We start from the raw sequence: 19,203 nt of genomic DNA on the forward strand, positions 1-19,203 counted from the left end.
TGACAAGCCGGAGCGCTCGTCCCTATCTTAGTCATCACTGACTTGTAATGACAGGTTGGTTGTGACAGGTTGGATGGCGCATCGACGCATCAGATGCCCACATCCCGCAGATCGCGAAGAAGCGAACACAGGAGGCAAACACAATGAAGTTGTTCAAGAGCGGCCGCATCGCATCGGCCCTGGCGGCCACAGCCGCCGCCGCCCTGCTGCTGGCCGGCTGTGCCGGCAGTCCCCAGGCGGGCTCCGACGGGGCCGCCGAGCCGGAAGGGCTGTCGATCGCGCTGTCCAACGGATTCGTCAACGGCTGGCGGCTGACCCTCATCGACAAGTTCGAGACCGAGGCCGAGAAGCTCAAGGACGAGGGCATCGTCTCCGACTACACCGTCGTGAACGCGCCGGGCGAGAACAGCGCGACCGAGCAGGCCTCGCAGATCCGCAGCCTGATGCTCCAGAACCCGGACGTGCTGATGGTGATCCCGGCATCCTCCACCGCGCTCATCCCCGCCGTGGAAGAGGCATGCTCCGCCGGGATCAACGTGATCATCCTGGACGCCGACATGGACACGAGCTGCGGCACGGTCGTGCGCAACGACTACGGGCAGTGGGGTGCCGACTCGCTCCTTCCCGCACTCGACGCGATCGGCGGCCAAGGCGACATCGTGCTCAATCGCGGTGTCATCGGCTCGCAGCCCGACGAGGCGTTCTACGCCCGGCAGCAGGAGATCCTCGCCGACTATCCCGACGTGGATGTGGTCGCCGAGGTGAACGGCTACTGCGACTCCGCGACGGCGCAGAAGGAGATCGTCGCGATCATCGGATCGCTGCCCGAGATCGCCGCGGTCCCCGGGTGCATCGGCGGAATGGGCATCGTGCAGGCCTTCGAGTCGGCCGATCGCGAGATCCCGGTCGTCGTGTTCGACACCGACGGCAAGTCGCTCGCGTTCTGGCAGGAGAGCGGCATCGACAACGGTTCGTTCGCGGCGCTGACCGACCCGGGCCAGGTCGTCGCGGCGCTCTATGTCGCGCTCGTCAAGGAGAGCGGAGACGAGGTGCCCGGTCAGGTCGTCCTCCCGCTCGTGCAGGTCACCCAGGACAACCTCGACTACTGGGTCGACGCGCTGAACGCCGACGAGTACGCCGCCAACGCCTGGGACGAGGAGTCCACCGACGCCGCGATCGCCGCGATCCTCGCCGGCGACCAGGTCGAGGTCCCGGCCCTTCCGTAGCCTCACCGCCCACCGGTTCGAAGGAGAACGTCTGATGTCAGCAGTGTCACCGAGCACGGCCGCGGCCCCGCCTGATGCAGGCTCCGCCGTGCTCACGGCAGAGAGCGTGTCGAAGCACTACGGCAACACCCGAGCGCTCGCCGAGATCGAGCTCTCGGTCGCGAAGGGGGAGATCCTCGGACTGGTGGGCCATAACGGCGCCGGCAAGAGCACGCTCATGCGCATGCTCGCCGGTCGCGAACGGCCAGACTCCGGCGCCGTGCGCTGGCAGGGCGGCGGTGCATGGAACCAGCGCGCCGCCGCCGCTGCCGGAGTCCGCATGGTCTACCAGGAGCTGGCCCTGTGCCCGGATCTCACCGTCGCCGAGAACATCGCCCTCTCGGATGATCGGTCCCGCGGGTGGGGCTGGCGAGGCAAGGCCGAGGTCCAGGTGGCGAGCATGCTCGACCGCGTGTTCCCCGGTCACGGCGTGAGCGTCGTCCGGCGGACCGGAGAGCTCTCCATGGCCCAGCGACAGATGGTCGAGATCGCCCGCGCCCTGTGCACGCCCGCGCTGAGCGTGCTCATCCTCGACGAGCCGACAGAGTCCCTCAGCGTCGACGCGACCCGGCAGCTGTACTCCCACCTGCGCGAACTCGCCGAGCGCGGCGTGAGTATGGTGCTCATCTCCCACCGCATGCAGGAGGTGCTGGCCAACGCCGACCGCATCGCGGTGATGCGCGACGGGCGCATCGTCGACCTCGTCGCCGCCGCTGCGACCAGCGAAGGGGCGCTGCTGTCGGGGATGGGCGGTGAAGTGCACGCGGACACCGCCACGATGCGCCGCGTGACGACCGACCGCAAGCGGCCGCCGGCCGCCGCAGACGGGGTCGTCGCACGCGTCGACGGTCGCGGCGCGGAGTTCAGCCTGCTGGCCGGCGAGATCGTGGGACTGGCCGGACTCGCCGGTCACGGACAGGACGCGCTGCTGCGACGTCTGTGGGGTGCGGGCCGCGGGGTCACCATCGCGCGCCGACGGGCCTACGTCCCCGGCGACCGCCAGGTGAGCGGGATCTTCCCGCTCTGGAGCGTCGGCGAGAACCTGACGATCTCCGCCCTTCGGCGCTTCTCGGCCGCCGGGGTCGTCAACGCCGCGCGCAAGCGGGCGATCGCCGCCGAGTGGGTGGACCGCCTCAGCGTCAAGGGCGGCGCGCGTGCGCCGATCACGTCGCTGTCCGGCGGCAATCAGCAGAAGGTGCTCGTCGCGCGCGCCTTCGCGACCGATGCCCAGATCGTCCTGCTCGACGACCCGTTCCGCGGAGTCGATGTCAAGACCAAGAACGAGCTCTACGCGCTCATGCGCGTGGAGGCATCCCGCGGTCGCTCGATCGTCTGGTACTCGACCGAGAACGGCGAGATGGCGCACTGCGACCGCGTGTTCGTCTTCCGTGCGGGTGCCATCGTCAGCGAGCTGTCGGGCGAGGAGATCACCGAGGAGCGCATCATCGCCGACTCCTTCGGCGACGACGTCGAGGGGGACCGATGAGCACCGCAACCACCGCATCGCTGCCATCCGCCACAGAACGGGTCCGCGCGTCCGCGACGAGCAGCTCGCCCGCCCTCCTGGCACTGGTCGCACTGATCGCGATCTTCACGGCGACCGCGATCCTGCAGCCCGGCATCCTCAGCGTTCCGGGGCTCACGCTGATGCTGATGTCTTCCGTGCCCCTCGTGTTCGCCACTCAGGCGCAGATGATCATCATGAGCGTCGGAGACATCGACCTGAGCGTCGGCTACCTCGTCGGCCTGGTCACTGTCATTGCGGCGACCCTCTTCATCGACGCGCCCGTGGTCGCGCTCGCGCTGATCGTCGGCATCCTGGCCGTCTACGCACTCGTCGCGTGGGTCGTGCAGCGACGCGGCGTGCCGTCGATCATCATCACCCTCGGGCTGTCGTTCGTCTGGCTCGGGATCGGCCTCCAGATCCGGCCCACTCCGGGCGGCGCGACCCCGGAGTGGCTGTCGGCGCTCTCGCAGTGGCGGCCGGTGTGGTTCCCCGCCCCGCTGGTCTTCATCGCGCTGGCGACGCTGCTCGGCTGGTATCTGACCCGGCGCTCACGACTGGGCGTGCGGATGCGTGCGCTGGGTTCGCACGCTGCCACGCTCGAGAAGGCCGGCATCTCGCTCGCCGCCACCCGCGTCGTGGCCTACCTGTGCGCCGCGGCGCTGATGATCGCCGCGGGACTCCTGCTCGCGTCGCAGACGTGGTCCGGTGACATCAACTCGGCGACCGACTACACGCTCATGACCATCGCCGCCGTGATCCTCGGCGGCGGCACATTCGCGGGCGGCCGGGCGCTGCCCATCGGCGCGACGCTCGGAGCCGTCACGCTGGGCCTGATCACCGTCCTGCTCAGCCTGGTCAACCTGCCATCGAGCCTGCAGTCGGCCGCGCAGGGGCTGATCGTCCTCGCGGTCCTCGCAGGCCGCATCATCACAGAGAGGCTCGCCCGATGACCGCCATCCACAGCGCGCCGCGCACCGCGCGGCTCGAACTCGCCTGGCCCGCCTGGGGCTGGTCGCTCATCGGGACGGCCGTCGTGTGGGCCCTCATCGTCGCAGTGCGACCCGGCGCGCCCTTCGACCCCCTCGTGCAGGCCCTTTCGCTGGCCCCCTTCCTCGTTCTGGTCGCCCTGGGGCAGATGCTCGTCATCACCCTGGGACCGGGCAACATCGATGTCTCGGTGGGAACGGTCATCTCCATGACGTCGTACGTGTCGGTGGCCGTCGGCGCATCCGCCGGTCCCGTGGTGGGGCTGCTCGCCGCGGCGGGCGCCGGCCTCGCGGCGGGGCTGGTCAGTGCGTGCGCGATCCTGCTCCTGCGCGTGCCGCCGATCATCGCCACGCTCGCGACGAGCCTGATCGTGACCTCCATCACCCTGCTGCTCACCGACTCCGCTCGCGCGGGCGCCGATCCCGCGCTGCGCGCGTTCGTGAACGCCAAGGTGCTGGGCATTCCGCTCATGGCGGTGGTGGTCGCCGTCGCGACGGTCGGAATCTGGTTCGTGCTCCGGCACACGCGCCTGGGGCTGTCGATCATCGCGGTCGGCCAGAGCGCTCCCGCCGCCGAGCGCGCGGGGTTGCGCGTCGCCGCTGTGACCGCCACCGCCTACCTCGCGTGCGCCGGGTTCGCCGGCCTGGTCGGCGGACTGCTGGCGGCCTACATCTCGCCGAGCACGGTGCTCGGCAGCTCCTACATGCTCGACTCCATCGCGGTCGTCGTCATCGGCGGCACGCTGATCGCCGGTGGCCGTCCCGTGCCCGTCGGCGCGTGGACCGGCGCGCTGTTCTTCGTCCTGCTGTCGGGACTGCTCAATCTCGTCGGCTGGTCCGTCGGCGCCCAGAACGTCCTCAAGGGCGTCCTCGTCGTCCTCGTCGTCATCGTCGCGTCCGCGGCGACCGGCACCGGCCGATCCACCTGGGCCCGGTTGCGGGCTCAGTTCACCCCGGGCTCGACGGCGTCGACGCCCCGCACCTCTGACAAGAAGGAGACCATCCATGGCTGACCTCGACGACCTCCGCGAGGGAACCGACTACTCGGGGGCCGCCGCGTCGGACGGCGCCCCCCGCCTCAAGGGCCTGTCCGGTCAGGACTGGGGGCTGCGGTCCCGTATGTCGCGTGTTTTCGCGCCCGAGGACGGCAAGACCGTGATGCTCGCATTCGACCACGGCTACTTCCAGGGGCCGACATCCGGGCTCGAGCGGCTCGATCGATCCATCCTGCCGCTGGTGCCTCAGGCGGACGCGCTGATGTGCACGCGCGGTGCCCTGCGGACCACGATCCCCGCGGATTCCGGGAAGGGCGTGGTGCTGCGCGCCTCGGGCGGCCCCAGCATCCTCAAGGAGCTGTCGGACGAAGAGCTCGCCGTGTCGATCGACGACGCCGTGCGGCTCGATGCCGCGGCGCTCGCCGTGCAGGTCTTCATCGGCGGGGACAACGAGACGAAGTCCGTGAAGAACATGACCACGCTGGTCGACCAGGGGCAGGCAGCGGGCATCCCCGTGCTGGCGGTCACCGCCGTCGGCCGCGACATGGTGCGCGACGCGCGCTACTTCCGCCTCGCCACGCGCATCAGCGCCGAGCTGGGTGCGGCCTTCGTGAAGACCTACTACGTCGAGGAGGGGTTCGAGACGGTGACGAGCGCCTGCCCCGTGCCCATCGTCATCGCCGGCGGAAAGAAGGTCGAGGAGAAGGAGGCGCTTCGCGTCGCCTACCGGGCCATGCAGGAGGGTGCAGCCGGCGTCGACATGGGACGCAACGTCTTCCAGTCGGAGCACCCCGCCGCGATGCTCTCCGCGGTGCGCGGCGTCGTGCATGACGGGCTCACCCCCGACGACGCGTTCGAGCTGTTCCAGTCCCTCGCCCACTGACCGCTGAAGGGCGCCGCGCAGGCGGCGCCCTTCACGCCCCGGAGTACCCCCATGCCTGAACTGAGCACCTACGCCACACCGGACGACACCGACGTCGTCGTCATCGGCGCCGGAATCAACGGACTAGCGATCGCTCGCGAAGCCGCAACCCGAGGACTGTCGGTGGTCCTGATCGACCAGGACGACATCGCCGCACGAACCTCGGCGATCTCGACCCGCCTGATCCACGGCGGGCTGAAGTACCTCGAGAGGCTCGAAGTCCCGCTCGTGTTCGAGTCGATCCGCGAGCGCGACATCCTTCTGGACACCGCTCCGCACCTCGTGCGGCCGTACCCCATGCTGATCCCGTTCTCGCGCACCGCGTCTCGTCCGGGCTGGCTGCTGTCGTGCGGGCTCGTGCTCCACGACGTGCTGTCGCTGGGCAAGCGGCTGCCGCTGAACCGCATCGTGCTCGGGCGCCGGCTGCGGCGCGAGTGGCCGTCGATCGCAGCGGGCGGCGTGCGCTGGGGCGGACTGTTCCAGGACGCCCACGTCCCGGTGACCGAGCGCTTCGCCATCGAACTGGCCATCGACGCAGCGCGGAACGGGGCGAGGATCGTGACCCACTCGCCCGTGCTGTCGGTGATCCGCGGGCACGACGGCATCCGCGGTGTCGTCTACCGGGACCGGGCCACCGGCGCTGAGCGGCGTCTGACCGCGCGGATCGTCGTCAACGCGGCCGGGCCCTGGGTGGACGACGTGCTCGACTTCGTCGGACCCCATGATCGCCGCATCGGCCCGACGAAGGGGAGCCACCTCGTGGTGGATGCCTTCCCCGGCGCGCCCGACACCTGCATCTTCTTCGAGTCCCCTGAGGACCAGCGGCCGATGTTCGTCCTCCCCTGGTGGGACGGCAAGTACATGATCGGCACGACGGATCTGCCGTACGACGGCGGCCTCGCCGAGATCATCGCGGACGACGACGAGATCCGGTACCTGCTGTCCGCGGCGAACGAACTCATCCCCGAGGCGTGCCTCACTCCTGACGCCGTCCTGTGGTCGTACTCGGGTGTGCGCCCGCTCCCGTACGTCGGTGAGGTGACGAATCCGGCATCGGTCAGCCGTGACTCCGAGATCGTCGTCCACGACGACCACGACCGCGGCCTGCTCACCGTCATCGGGGGGAAGTACACGACGCACCGCGCACTGGGCGAAGAGGCCGTGCACCGCATCGAGGAGGCGCTGAGTCTGCCGCGGGCCCGGTCGCGCACACGTACGCGACGCTTCCCCGGCGCGCCGATGCTGCCGACGGATCAGTTCGAGACCGCGTTCGTCCGTCGCAGCGGCCTGCCCGAGGCGACGGCGCGGCGCCTGGCCCGCGTGTACGGCGCGCTCGCCGAGCACGTCGAGCGTCTGGCGGCGTCGACGCCGGACCTGGCCTCTGTGATCGACGAAGGCACCGGGGCGATCGCCGCCGAAGTCGTCTACGCGGTGGTCGAGGAGGGCGCCCTGACCCTCGAGGATGTGCTGGTCCGCCGGACCGTCATCGCCCTGGGATCGGATGTCGGCCTGTCGTGTGCGCCGGTCGCCGCACGCGTACTCGTCGAGCATGCCGGGTGGGACCCCGCGCGCGCCGACGAGGAGATCGCGCGCTACCGTGAATCGGTCCGCCGCTTCGCGCCGAAGGCGCTGCGGGTGGCGGCGACTGCCGGCGACGTCGCCTGAGCACAAGGAAGAACGAGGGATCAATGAAGACCTGCGTCATCGGCATCGATGTCGGCCTCACCTCCGCGAAGGCGGCGGCGTTCGACGAGCACGGCCGCGAACTCCACACGGTCGCCGCCCCCAATCCCCGCGTCGCCGTGTCGCGCGAGCGGCAGGAGATAGACATGACGGCCCTCTGGGAGGTCGTCGCAGACGTTCTGCGCGACCTCACCGGTGTCCTCACGCGCGACGGCTGGCGCATCGGCGGCGTCGCAGCCACGGGCCACGGCAACGGCCTGTATCTCGTCGACGGGCACCTGCGGCCGATCCGTCCCGCCATCGCCTCCACCGACAGCCGCGCGGAGGCCATCGTCGCCGGCTTGGATCGGGATCGGATCGACGAGGTGCAGCGGATCACAGGTTCGGTCCCGTGGGCGGCTCAGCCCGGGGTGCTGCTGCGCTGGCTCCACGAGAACGACCCCGACGTCCTCACCCAGGCGCGCTGGGCGCTCACCTGCAAGGACTGGATCACGGCCTGCCTGACGGGCATCGCCAGCGCCGACTTCTCGGACTCGTCAGGGTGCGGGCTGGTCGACCTGCTCACGCGCGACTACGAGCCGGCCGTGTTCGACCTGCTCGGACTTCCGCGAGAGGTCATGTCGCTGCTGCCGCCGCTGTCGGCATCCGACGAAGCAGTCGGCGTCGTCACCGCTGAGGCGGCCGCGCTGACCGGACTGCCCGAGGGCACGCCGGTCGCCGCCGGATGCATGGACTGCGTCGCCAGTCCGCTGGGTGCCGGATCGGCCGCTCTCGGCGACGTGACCGTCATCGTGGGGACCTGGGCGATCAACAGCGTCGTCGTCCCGACCTCCGAAGCCCCGCCGCACGTCACCATCAACGCGCTGCTTCCCGAGGACGGGCTCATGCTCGCCATGGAGGTCGCCCCGACGTCCGCAGCGAGCATCGAGTGGGCCTCGTCGCTGCTCGGAGCGTGCGCCACGATCCCCATCACCCCGCGGGACCTGCTCGACGCCGGCCAGGATGCACCGCCGCTGGCCGACGGGCTGCTGTTCCTCCCGTTCATCCACGGCGCGCCCGAGCACCTCGGCGCATCCGGGACGTTGATCGGGATCAAGGGCAGCCATGGCTACGCCCATGTCGCGCGTGCCGTCGCGGAGGGGATCACGCAGTATCACCGCGTGCAGCTGGACAAGGTGATCGACAGCGGCGCCGTCGTGTCGGACCAGCCCTGGACGCTCGCGGGAGGCGGCGCGAAGAACCACGTGTGGGCGCAGATGTTCGCCGATGTCGTCGGGCACGCGATGCGTCGACAGCTCGGAACCGAACTGGGGGCGCGAGGAGTCGCCTCGCTCGCCGCGCACGCGATCGGGATCGACACCGGCGGGTGGAACACCGCGCCGGATCCCCGGCTGGTCGTCGAGCCGGGGGGCTGCCGTGCAGCGTACGCGGAGCAGGCCGGGCGGTTCGACCGCGTGCTCGAGAGCATGCAGTCGGTGTGGGAGGTGTGCGCGTGAGCGGTGGCGAGGTCCTGACGGATTCGGTTGGTTCGACATACGGCGTCGAGGCCGTCCGGGCGCTCGACGACATCGTGCGCGTGAGCCGGGCCCTGGGCGCCGACCCCTCGTTCGTGCTCCACGGCGGCGGCAACACGTCGATCAAGGCGACGGGGCGGGATGTCACCGGACGGGCCGTCGACCTGGTGTTCGTGAAGGGAAGCGGCTGGAACCTCGGCACCATCGAACCCGAGGGCTTCGCGCCGCTGCGCCGCGACCGGCTTCGCGAGCTGCTCGAACTCGCCGAGCTCGACGACCCGACGATGGTGAACGAACTGCGTCAGGCGTCGATGGACGCGTCCGCTCCCACGGCCTCGATCGAAGCGCTGCTGCACTCCTCGCTGCCCGGTCGCGTCGTGCTCCATTCGCATGCGGACGCGATCGTCGCGCTGACCAATCGCGAGGTCGCACCTGAATCGATCGCCGATGCACTCGGTGCCGGTGTCCGCGTACTCCCCTATGTCATGCCCGGCTTCCCGCTGGCGCGGCTGGTCGCCGACACAGACACCACCGGAGCGGATGCGCTGGTGCTGAGCAACCACGGACTGTTCACGTTCGGCGACGATCCGGATGCCGTGCTGGACCGCCACCGCGAACTGGTGGCGCGCGCCTCTGCCGTGGCCGGAGTCGCGGGCGGTGAGTGGGGAGCCCCCGGTGACGGGATCGCGTCATCCGGTGCACGCGATGACATCGTCAGTCTGCGTGCCGACATCTCGCGCGCGGCCGGACGACCCATGATCGTGGCGCAGTCCGTGAGCGGCAGGGCGGCGGCGTTCGCGTCGCGCACCGGCCTCGAGCAGGCGACGCGCCGCGGGACCGCGACGCCCGAGCACGTGCTCTACACGAAGCGGGAGCCGATGATCGGACGCGACGTCGACGCCTACGTGCGGCGCTACCGCTCATATGTCGCGCGGCATCGCGGTCGCACCCCGCAGCCCGTCGTCGAACTGGACCCGGCTCCCCGCGTGGTCTTCGATGCCGATCTGGGGATGCTCGTCGTCGGTGAGACGGTGGCCGCTGCGGGCGTCGCGCACGATGTCGCGCTGCACACGATGGACGTCATCGACGCCGCCGACCGCCTGGGCGGCTATCGCTCGCTCGGCGAGGACCTCACTTTCGACATCGAGTACTGGTCGCTGGAGCAGGCCAAGCTCACGGGGCGCATCCGCCGTCCGCTCACCGGCGAAGTCGCGCTCGTCACCGGCGCCGCCTCCGGGATCGGACGGGCGATCGCGCAGGCCCTCCTCGCCGATGGAGCCGCCGTCGTCGGCGTGGATCTCAACACCGACGTCGCTTCGGTCTTCGACGACCCCGCGTGGGTCGGGATCGCGGGAGACGCGGCGAGCGCGGACGTCATCGACCGCGCCGTCGAGACCGCCGTGCGCCGGTTCGGGGGAGTGGACATGCTCGTCGTCGCGGCGGGGATCTTCCCGCCGAGCCAGCCGATCGCGGAACTGGACGACGACGTGTGGGAGCGTGCCATGAGGATCAACGCCACGGGCGTGGCCCGCATGCTCCGCGCAGCCCACCCGTGTCTGCGTCGCGCCGTGCGCGGGGGCCGGGTCGTACTCGTGTCCACCAAGAACGTCACGGCACCGGGCCCGGGCGTGGCCGCATACTCGGTGAGCAAGGCGGCAGCGGCACAGCTCGCCCGCGTCGCCGCGCTCGAATGGGCCAGCGACGGCATCCGCGTGAATCAGGTCGACCCGGATGCCGTCTTCGACACGGCCATCTGGACACCGGAGCTTCTCGCCGCGCGCGCCGCCCACTACGGCCTGAGCGTGGAGGAGTATCGAACCCGAAACCTGCTCGGGGTGGAGGTGCGCAGCGCCGACGTCGCCCACGCGGTCGTCGCGCTGTGCTCTGACTTCCCGGCGACGACCGGCGCGCACATCAGCGTCGACGGCGGGAACGACCGGGTGATCTGAGGCAAGGACGGAGCTCGTGCCGTCGTTCTGCGTCGACGGCATGGGCTCGACGTCTGCTTGGCCATGCTTGTGAAATCATGCTGTCGGCGTGGTGACCCCAACGGGATTCGAACCCGTGCTGCCGCCGTGAAAGGGCGGCCTCATCCCCGACGTCTTCGTCCCCGGCGAGGTGAGACTCGTCTACACGCACCACGACCGCATCGTGCTCGGCGGGGCGGTGCCGGCGGGCACCGCGCTGCCCCTCACCGGCTACCCCGAGATCCGCAGCGACCACTTCCCCGAGCACCGCGAGCTCGGCATCGTCAACGTCGGCGACACCGGCACGGTCACCGCAGACGGCGAGGTCTACGCGCTCGTCAAGGGCGCGTGCCTGTACCTCGGCCGCGGCATCCGCGATGTCGTGTTCGCCGACGCCGATGGAAGCGACGGCGCGCAGTTCTACGTGTTCTCGGCGCCCGCGCACACCTCGTACCCGGCCGCGCTCGTCTCTCCGGGCGAGGGCACGGTCCGCGAACTCGGAGACCAGGTCACGAGCAACCGCCGCACCCTCGACCAGTACATCCGCGAGAACGGCGTCAAGAGCTGCCAGATCGTGATGGGCGTGACGGCGCACACCCACGATCGCCGCACCGAGTGCTACCTGTACTTCGACATTCCCGAGGACGCCCGCGTCATGCACTTCATGGGCGAGCGTGAAGAGACCCGGCACCTCGTGGTGGCCGATCGTCAGGCGATCATCTCGCCCAGCTGGTCGCTCCACTCCGGAGTCGGCACTGCGGCATACTCGTTCGTGTGGGCGATGGCGGGCGAGAACCAGGCGTTCGACGACATGGATGCCGCCCCTGTCACCGACCTGAAGTGATCTGCCCGACGTGACCGGAGTCCTGCTCACGGCCGGCGAGACCATGGCGATGGTCGCGCCCGCCACCGAGTCGCCCCTCGAATCGGCGGAGTCGTTCCGCATCGACGCGGGCGGCGCCGAATCCAACGTGGCCGGCCACGTGGCGGCGCTCGGCGGCCGGGCGCGCTGGTTCAGCCGGCTCGGGGCCGATCCGCTCGGGCGTCGCATCGCCCTGCGCCTCGCGCGCCGTGGCATCGACGTGTCCGGCGTCGTCTTCGACGGAGAGCACCGCACCGGGCTCTACGTCAAGAACCCCGGCCGCGGCGTGCACTACTACCGCGACGATTCGGCGGCATCGCATCTCGGTGGCGCGGATGCCGATGGCCTGGACCTGTCGGACGTCGAGCTCATCCATGTGTCGGGCATCACCGCCGCCCTGTCCGGCAGCGCGCCCGCGTTCCTGGACCGCCTGATCGCGCGCGCGGCGTCGGCGGGCATCCCGGTCAGCTTCGACGTCAACCACCGTGCCGCGCTGTGGGATGCCGCGACCGCGGCACCCGTGCTCGATACGCTCGTGCGTCGCGCCGACGTCGTGTTCGTCGGCCGGGACGAGGCCGAAGCGCTGTGGCGGACGCCCACCGCCGCCGATGTCCGTGCTCGATTCCCGGGTGTGGCCGAGCTCGTCGTCAAGGACGGCGAGGTCGGCGCGACCGCCTTCACCGCCACCGGACGCGTGTTCGTCCCCTCGCACCGCGTGCACGTCGTCGAGCCCGTGGGTGCGGGCGACGCGTTCGCCGGCGGCTATCTGGCTGCGCTCCTGCGCGGCGACGATCCCACGGCGCGGCTCACCTCGGGCCACGAGCGGGCGGCGCTCACCCTCCTGACCACCGCAGACTTCCCCGACGAGAGCGAGACCTCATGACCGACACCGCGGCCTTCTTCGACGATGTGTTCGCCGGGGCACCCCTCATGGCGATCCTGCGGAGCATGGGCGTCGAGCGATCGGTCCGCCTCGCCACGACCGCGTGGGACCTGGGGCTGGACTCGGTCGAGGTGACGATCCAGTCCCCGCAGGACGTCGACGCGCTGCGCGAGATCGCGAAGCGGGGCCGTGAACGCGGCGTCGTCGTCGGTGCCGGCACGATCGTCGACCCCGCCCAGGTGCCGGTCGCCGTCGAGGCGGGTGCCGGCTATCTCGTCTCCCCGGGGCTCGATCCCGCCGTCGTGCGTGCCGCGGCCGACCTCGGCGTCGCGATCCTGCCCGGGGTCGCGACGCCGACCGAGGTGCAGCACGCCCTCGCCCTGGGGCTCACGTGGCTCAAGGCGTTCCCCGCGCAGTGGCTGGGAGCGGACTGGTTCCGCCACATCCGCGGCCCGTTCCCGCAGGCGCGGTTCATCGCGACCGGGGGCATGGACGCATCCAACGCAGCGGAGTTCCTCGACGCGGGCGTTCGCGTGGTGGCGGTCGGATCCGCCCTCGAGGATGACGCGCAGCTGACGAACCTGGCGGCGCTGCTGGCCGCCCGAGAGGACTGACATGTCGAGATTCGAGATCGGCGCGACCGACTTCCTGCTGGACGGCCGCCCCCACCGCATCCTGTCCGGAGCCCTGCACTACTTCCGCGTCCACCCGGACGAGTGGGCCGACCGCATCCGCAAGGCGCGACTGCTGGGGCTGAACGCGGTCGAGACGTACGTGGCGTGGAACGCGCACGAGCCGCGCCGCGGCGAATGGGACGTGACAGGGGCCAACGACCTCGGCCGGTTCCTCGACCTCGTCGCGGCCGAGGGCATGCACGCGATCGTGCGCCCGGGCCCGTACATCTGCGCCGAGTGGCACAACGGCGGTCTGCCGGTCTGGCTCACCGCGATGCCCGGGATCGGCCTGCGCCGCAGCGAACCGCAGTACATGGCCGAGGTCGAGGTCTTCCTGCGTCGGGTCTACGACATCGTCGCACCGCGCCAGCTCGATGCGGGAGGGTCGGTCATCCTGGTGCAGATCGAGAACGAGTACGGCGCCTACGGGTCGGACAAGGACTATCTCGCCGAGCTCGTGCGCATCACGAAGGACGCGGGCATCACCGTGCCGCTCACGACCGTCGACCAGCCGCAGCCCGACATGCTGCGGGACGGCAGCCTGCCCGGCGTGCATCTGACGGGCTCTTTCGGGTCGCGTGCGAGCGAACGCCTCGCGACCCTTCGCGAGCACCAGCCCACCGGTCCGCTCATGTGCTCGGAGTTCTGGGACGGATGGTTCGACTGGTGGGGGAGCGTCCACCACACCACGAGTCCGGCGGAGTCGGCCGCCGAACTCGAGACGATGCTCGCAGCGGGCGCCTCGGTGAACCTGTACATGTTCCACGGCGGCACCAACTTCGGGCTCACCACCGGAGCGAACCACAAGGGCCGCTACCTTCCCATCGCGACGTCGTACGACTATGACGCGCCGCTCGACGAGGCGGGACACCCGACCGAGAAGTACTGGGCGTTCCGCGAGGTCATCGCGCGGCATGCCCCGGTGCCCGACGACGTCCCCGACGCCGCGACGCCCGCACCCGCGTTCGAGGTCGCTCTGGAGCCCGTCGGCGACTGGGCTCGAGCGGCGGACGGGCCCACGACGGTGGCAGCGCAGCCGCCGGTGTTCGAGGATGTCGACCCGACGGTCGCGATCGTGCGGTACGAGACCGCCCTGCCACCCGGCGACGGGTTGCGCAGTCTCGTCTTCGGTGAGGTTCGCGACCGCGCCTGGGTCGAGGTGGACGGCGTGCCGGTCGGCGCGCTCAGTCGCACGCGGGGCGAGCGGTCGCTGGCGGTGCCTCCGGGCGGGCGGCTGACGGTCGTCGTCGAAGAGGAGGGTCGTGTCAACTACGGCGTGCGGATCGGCGAGCCCAAGGGCATCGTCGGGCCCGTGACGCTCGATGGCGAGGTCCTCTCGGACTGGACGGCCACGCCGATCGATGTCGCGGCCGTGGACGCCTGGGTGCGCGACGCCGACGCCGTCAACGGGCCGGCGGCCGGCCGCGTGGCCCTGCGCGGGTCCTTCACACTCGATGCGGCAGCCGATCTGATCCTCGATACGGGTGCGTGGGGCAGCGGCGTCGCGATCGTCAACGGATTCGTGCTCGGTCGCTATGCGAGCGCCGGGCCGCAGCGGACGCTGCGTGTGCCTGGGCCGGTCGTGCGGGCGGGGGCGAACGCCGTCGTGGTCGTCGAGCTGGCGGATGCCGCCGAGCGCGTCGCCCGCTTCGTCGCCGAGCCCGCGCTCGGCCCCACCGAGGACTGACCCCGCATCATGCTCGCGACGAGCCGATCAAGTCGTTCGGTCGAGGCCCCGGACATGCGCAGATGGCGATCGGTGCGGCTCATGTGCCGGCTGCCGGCACAGCGTGGGCGTCAGGAGCGGGAGGGAGGGTCCTCACGCTCACTCCGCAAGAGATCGCAGCCTACGCGCCGCCGAGGCTTCGACCGTGCCCGGCGTCGATGCGCCGATGATGCGGGCCAGACTCGGCCACTGACTTGGTCAGCAGCACCACGTATGATGCGACCACCAGCACGACCATGATCGCCGCGCTGAGGACCAGCGCGGCGGCTTCGGCGACACTGAATACAGCTTCCAGCGCGCGAGCGCCGATGTGCTTCAGCAGAATCCCGGCGCTCATTGGCTCCGGTCCGCCCTTCCCGCGCGGCTGCGGGACAGAGCGAGGGTGCTGACGTAGGCCGTTGGCCGCGTCCCCACCTGCCTCAGATCTCCGTCGACCGCGATCAGAGCGAAGTACGCCGGATCGTCTGGTCGCAATGGGGACGCGTGCTGCACGACTCGGGGCCGAGTGGGGGACAACTGTCGCAAGTCAAACTCCGTGCGGAATGTCGGTGGTCAGGTCATCCACCAGCATTGCCGGGGCATGCATCCCTGTCGTCGTCCAACGGAACCGACCCGCACGGTCCAAACGAAGTACACGCGCAACGACGGAGTGATTCGCGAGGACCCGTCGCTCGCAGCGACTGCAGGCAGGAGACCTCAGGCCGATCCGTGCCAGCTGTCATCATCGCTCCCCCCCCCGGGGGCCGGGCCCGCGACTCGATGCGACTACGGGCGGGTCGGAGGAGCACAGCCTGTGCAGACTGGGATGCCCGCCGCCATCCCAGTGCTTCCCGGGAAAAAGACGAAACCCCCGCGATGTAGAAGCTACGCGAGGGTTCCTGGGGTGACTGTAACGATCACCCGTGTGGCTCCGACCGGCATCGATCCGGTGACCTTTCGATTTTCAGTCGAACGCTCTACCAACTGAGCTACAGAGCCGCGCGGCACTCGAAACTGCCGCGTCCTAAACGAAAAGCCCTCCGAGAAGGGCTTGTCGCTCGGAGCGACCCTGACGGGACTTGAACCCGCGACCTCCGCCGTGACAGGGCGGCACGCTAACCAACTGCGCTACAGGGCCATGCTTGTGAAATTATGCTGTCGGCGTGGTGACCCCAACGGGATTCGAACCCGTGCTACCGCCGTGAAAGGGCGGCGTCCTAGGCCGCTAAACGATGGGGCCGGATGAACCCGGTGGGCTCTCGCCTGCCGACGATCAAGCATAAGAGATATCCGGCGCCATACCAAATCGAGGCCCGAAAGCACTGGTGCCCGGGCCGGAAAGGGCGGACACTGGTCGGTGTGCGCCCGTGACTGGGGTGGCAGCGCGCGCGGCCCAATCCGTTGCAGATGCGACCTGTGTTGCTAGTGTGAAAGACGTTGTCGCGCGAAGGGAGGGGTGCGTGAGTGACGAACCCGACCTCGACGCGTGCAATTGCGCTCCGGCGACGAGCAGCCGCGTGACGACGCGCCCGCGCATCTCGCGCCGCTCGGCCATCGGTCTCGGCGTGCTCGGCGTCGCCGCCACCGCGGCCATCGCGAGCCCGCTCGTCCCCGCGGCCTTTGCCGACGACTACCCCACATGGGACGACGTCGAGCGGGCCAGGGCGAATCAGGCGGCCAAGGCCGGCGAGGTCACCAGGATCCAGGGGCTCATCGAGTCGCTCAAGGCCGACGTGGCCGCCAAGCAGGCCGCGGCCGAGAAGGCGTCCGACGAGTTCTACGAGGCTCAGCAGGCGTACTTCGACGCGGCGTCCCGCGCCGAGCAGCTGCAGGCGCAGGCCGATGAACAGGCCACCCTCGCGGTGGATGCCGCCAACAAGGCCGGCCGGGTGGCAGCCCAGCTCTACCGCAACGGCGGGGACGACACGTCGCTCGAGCTCTTCTTCGCAGGCAGCGCCGCGTCGGCCGACGACCTGCTGGCACGCCTGGGAACGATGGACCGCCTCCTCGAGCGGAACCAGGACATCTACGCCGAGGCCATCACGGCCCGCGACTCCGCGCAGAGCCTCAGCGACCAGGCATCCGTCGCCCGTGACGAGCGCGACCGCCTGCAGCGGATCGCCGAGGAGAAGATGCAGGCGGCGCAGCGCGCAGCTGACGAGGCCCAGGCCGCGCTCGACGCGCAGAACGCCAACCTCGCCACCCTCGAGGCCCAGCTCGCCGCGCTGCAGGACACCACCGCCCGCACCATCGCCGACTACGAAGAGGGCGTGCGTGTGCGCGAGGAGGCGGCCCGCCGAGCGCGCGAGGAAGCCGCGCGCCGAGCACGCGAGGAGGCCGAGCGGCTCGCGCGGGAGGCTGCGGCGGCCGCGGCAGCCGGCGGTTCGAGCGGAGGCTCCGGCGGAGGTTCGAGCGGTGGCGGGGGGAGCACGGTCTCGTCGGGCTGGGCTCGGCCCTCGTGGGGCCGGCACACGTCGGGCTACGGCCCCCGCAGTGTCCAGTGCGGCTCGAGCTACTGTGCGAGCGGATACCACTACGGCGTCGACCTCGCCGCCGGCTGCGGATCGGGCATCTACGCCGCGCACGCCGGGACCGTCGTGTACGCCGGGGGGAACGGCGGGTACGGCAACTACATCAAGATCGACCACGGCAACGGCGTCGCCACCGGGTACGCCCACATCCAGTGGGGCGGCATCTACGTCCGGTACGGGCAGCGTGTGAGCGCCGGTCAGCTGATCGCGGCAGAGGGGCGCACCGGCAACTCGTTCGGGTGCCACCTGCACTACGAGGTCTACGTCAATGGCTACCCGGTGAACCCGTCGACCTTCATGGCCCAGCGAGGCGTCTCGGTCTGACGCCGAACGCCTGTCGTCAGGGTCGGACCAGCGTGGCGCGCACGCGCGTGCCGAGCTCGGTGAACCGCGCACGCTCGACCTCGTCGTAGTCCTCGCGCGCCACCGACGCCTCGAGTCGCTCCAGTTGCGATCGCAGCACGTCCCGCTGCGCGGGTCGTCGCGTCCGCCACGCCACATCGTCGAGGACGCCGAACAGGCGCGCCGCGACATCGGGGTCGCCGGCGCCGTAGCGCCGGATCTGCTCCAGCCCGACCTCGGCGAAGTCCGCGAAGCCGTCGCCTGCGGGGAGCAGGCGCGCGGCGCCGTCGGCATCCGCCCATGCCGCGGGCTGCTCGTCGCGTTCTGCGAGGTCGGCCAGCACCGCGGCGATGTGCCCGAGTGCATGGACCGCGGTGGTCGGGTCGTTCACGCCGGGTGACAGGGCCTTCGCCGCCACGTCGGCGAGCTGCCGGAGGCCGAACCCGACGTCCTGCGGCGGCGTGCGCTCGTACGCCGCCGAGAAGCACGAAGTGATCCGCTCGGCGAGGTGCTCGGCGCTCGCGGCCGTGGGCCGCACCATCGGGTCCGCCGGCCACCACTCCACCAGCGGGGTCCCCTCGATGACGGTCTCTCCGACCGTGCGCAGCTCTCGCACGACGACGTCGGCGTCCGCGGCGATCTCGACCAGCCGCGTGCGATCGACGCCCGTGATGAACCCCGATGCCGGTGACGCGATGACACGGGCGTACTCGGGTCGCGGGGGCGCGGGCGCGGGATCCCCGGGAGAGTCGTCGGCCATGCGGGCGATCGTCTCGGACGCTTCGCGGTGGACGTCGCGCATCATCGTCTCGACCCGCAGCTGCCGCGCCAGATGGGCGAGGAAGAAGGTCAGCACGACGACGCTCGAAAGCGTCAGGACGGATGCCGTCGTCAGCGCGATCCGCGGGACGAACGCATCCGCATCCGGGGTCGCGTCCTCGACGGTGCGCAGCACCGTCAGCGCGTAGGCGAAGGTGCCGAGGAACATCGCCAGCGTCGCATGGACCATGCGGTCCGACGCGAACATGCGCAGCAGCCGTGGCGAGGCCTGGCTCGAAGCGAGCTGAAGCGCGACGACCGTCAGCGAGAACGTCAGCGACGCCGCGGTGATGAGCGATCCCGCGATCGCCGACAGCACGGCGCGGGCGGCGTCGACCCCGCCGGAGAAGACGAACGTCTCCACCCACGAGGGCAGGGACGCGTCGACGGCCCGGTCGATCACCGGCAGCGCGACCCCGAGGATCACGCCGGCGACGACGGCCACCAGCGGCAGCGGCCACAGGCGCGACGCGATCGCCTCGCTGATCGAGGCGAGCCGCCGCCTGACGGCGCTGCCGGGCCGGGTCATGCCCGAAGGCTACCGCGTG

General features: G+C 70.6%; 15 protein-coding genes and 3 tRNA genes. 13 read left to right on the top strand and 5 right to left on the bottom strand.

The window, feature by feature from the left end; translation table 11 throughout:
* The first annotated feature begins 143 nt into the window (after positions 1-143).
* From P0L94_15395 to P0L94_15450, 12 genes are all read left to right on the top strand, one after another.
* On the top strand, positions 144-1,226 hold the full coding sequence (locus tag P0L94_15395) for a substrate-binding domain-containing protein (GenBank protein WES63844.1): 1,083 nt from the start codon (positions 144-146) through the stop codon (positions 1,224-1,226).
* An 88-nt stretch (positions 1,227-1,314) separates the two neighbouring features.
* Positions 1,315-2,751, top strand: a complete 1,437-nt coding sequence (locus P0L94_15400) for a sugar ABC transporter ATP-binding protein (protein WES63845.1) — start codon at positions 1,315-1,317, stop codon at positions 2,749-2,751.
* Entirely contained in the window at positions 2,748-3,722 is a 975-nt protein-coding gene (locus P0L94_15405) for an ABC transporter permease (GenBank protein WES63846.1), read from the top strand. The genes P0L94_15400 and P0L94_15405 overlap by 4 nt, the downstream gene beginning before the upstream one ends.
* On the top strand, positions 3,719-4,771 hold the full coding sequence (locus P0L94_15410) for an ABC transporter permease (GenBank protein ID WES63847.1): 1,053 nt from the start codon (positions 3,719-3,721) through the stop codon (positions 4,769-4,771). Before P0L94_15405 ends, P0L94_15410 begins: the two co-directional genes overlap by 4 nt.
* Positions 4,764-5,636, top strand: coding sequence for a 3-hydroxy-5-phosphonooxypentane-2,4-dione thiolase (lsrF, locus tag P0L94_15415; GenBank protein WES63848.1), 873 nt, complete (start codon positions 4,764-4,766; stop codon positions 5,634-5,636). The genes P0L94_15410 and lsrF overlap by 8 nt, the downstream gene beginning before the upstream one ends.
* Positions 5,637-5,687: 51 nt before the next feature.
* Positions 5,688-7,340, top strand: a complete 1,653-nt coding sequence (locus P0L94_15420; GenBank protein ID WES63849.1) for a glycerol-3-phosphate dehydrogenase/oxidase — start codon at positions 5,688-5,690, stop codon at positions 7,338-7,340.
* A 23-nt stretch (positions 7,341-7,363) separates the two neighbouring features.
* Positions 7,364-8,854 (top strand): carbohydrate kinase, encoded by a 1,491-nt coding sequence (locus P0L94_15425; GenBank protein ID WES63850.1) that lies wholly within the window; start codon positions 7,364-7,366, stop codon positions 8,852-8,854.
* On the top strand, positions 8,851-10,821 hold the full coding sequence (locus P0L94_15430) for an SDR family oxidoreductase (protein WES63851.1): 1,971 nt from the start codon (positions 8,851-8,853) through the stop codon (positions 10,819-10,821). The genes P0L94_15425 and P0L94_15430 overlap by 4 nt, the downstream gene beginning before the upstream one ends.
* A 142-nt stretch (positions 10,822-10,963) precedes the next feature.
* On the top strand, positions 10,964-11,683 hold the full coding sequence (gene kduI / locus P0L94_15435; protein WES66331.1) for a 5-dehydro-4-deoxy-D-glucuronate isomerase: 720 nt from the start codon (positions 10,964-10,966) through the stop codon (positions 11,681-11,683).
* A gap of 10 nt (positions 11,684-11,693) precedes the next feature.
* Positions 11,694-12,584 (top strand): sugar kinase, encoded by an 891-nt coding sequence (locus P0L94_15440; GenBank protein WES63852.1) that lies wholly within the window; start codon positions 11,694-11,696, stop codon positions 12,582-12,584.
* Positions 12,581-13,198 (top strand): bifunctional 4-hydroxy-2-oxoglutarate aldolase/2-dehydro-3-deoxy-phosphogluconate aldolase, encoded by a 618-nt coding sequence (locus P0L94_15445; GenBank protein WES63853.1) that lies wholly within the window; start codon positions 12,581-12,583, stop codon positions 13,196-13,198. The genes P0L94_15440 and P0L94_15445 overlap by 4 nt, the downstream gene beginning before the upstream one ends.
* 1 nt (position 13,199) lies before the next feature.
* On the top strand, positions 13,200-14,945 hold the full coding sequence (locus tag P0L94_15450) for a beta-galactosidase (GenBank protein WES63854.1): 1,746 nt from the start codon (positions 13,200-13,202) through the stop codon (positions 14,943-14,945).
* Between the two features lie 160 nt (positions 14,946-15,105).
* Here P0L94_15450 and P0L94_15455 read toward each other — a convergent pair whose 3' ends face one another.
* The 4 genes from P0L94_15455 to P0L94_15470 form a co-directional block, all read right to left on the bottom strand.
* Complete coding sequence (locus P0L94_15455; protein ID WES63855.1) at positions 15,106-15,321, bottom strand: hypothetical protein; 216 nt, start codon at positions 15,319-15,321, stop codon at positions 15,106-15,108.
* A 568-nt stretch (positions 15,322-15,889) separates the two neighbouring features.
* Positions 15,890-15,962, bottom strand: a tRNA-Phe gene (locus P0L94_15460).
* A gap of 65 nt (positions 15,963-16,027) precedes the next feature.
* Positions 16,028-16,101 (bottom strand) — tRNA-Asp (locus P0L94_15465).
* Positions 16,102-16,127: 26 nt separating this feature from the next.
* A tRNA-Glu gene (locus P0L94_15470) sits at positions 16,128-16,203 on the bottom strand.
* A gap of 220 nt (positions 16,204-16,423) precedes the next feature.
* Between P0L94_15470 and P0L94_15475 the strand changes: the two genes are divergently transcribed.
* Positions 16,424-17,818, top strand: coding sequence for a peptidoglycan DD-metalloendopeptidase family protein (locus P0L94_15475; protein WES63856.1), 1,395 nt, complete (start codon positions 16,424-16,426; stop codon positions 17,816-17,818).
* 16 nt (positions 17,819-17,834) lie between these two features.
* Here P0L94_15475 and P0L94_15480 read toward each other — a convergent pair whose 3' ends face one another.
* The gene (locus P0L94_15480) at positions 17,835-19,184 is read right to left on the bottom strand and encodes a DUF2254 domain-containing protein (GenBank protein WES63857.1); all 1,350 of its coding nucleotides are present in this window, start codon (positions 19,182-19,184) and stop codon (positions 17,835-17,837) included.
* Between the last annotated feature and the right edge of the window lie 19 nt (positions 19,185-19,203).

Source organism: Microbacter sp. GSS18 (genome assembly GCA_029319145.1).
In the GTDB taxonomy this organism is placed as follows: domain Bacteria; phylum Actinomycetota; class Actinomycetes; order Actinomycetales; family Microbacteriaceae; genus Microbacterium.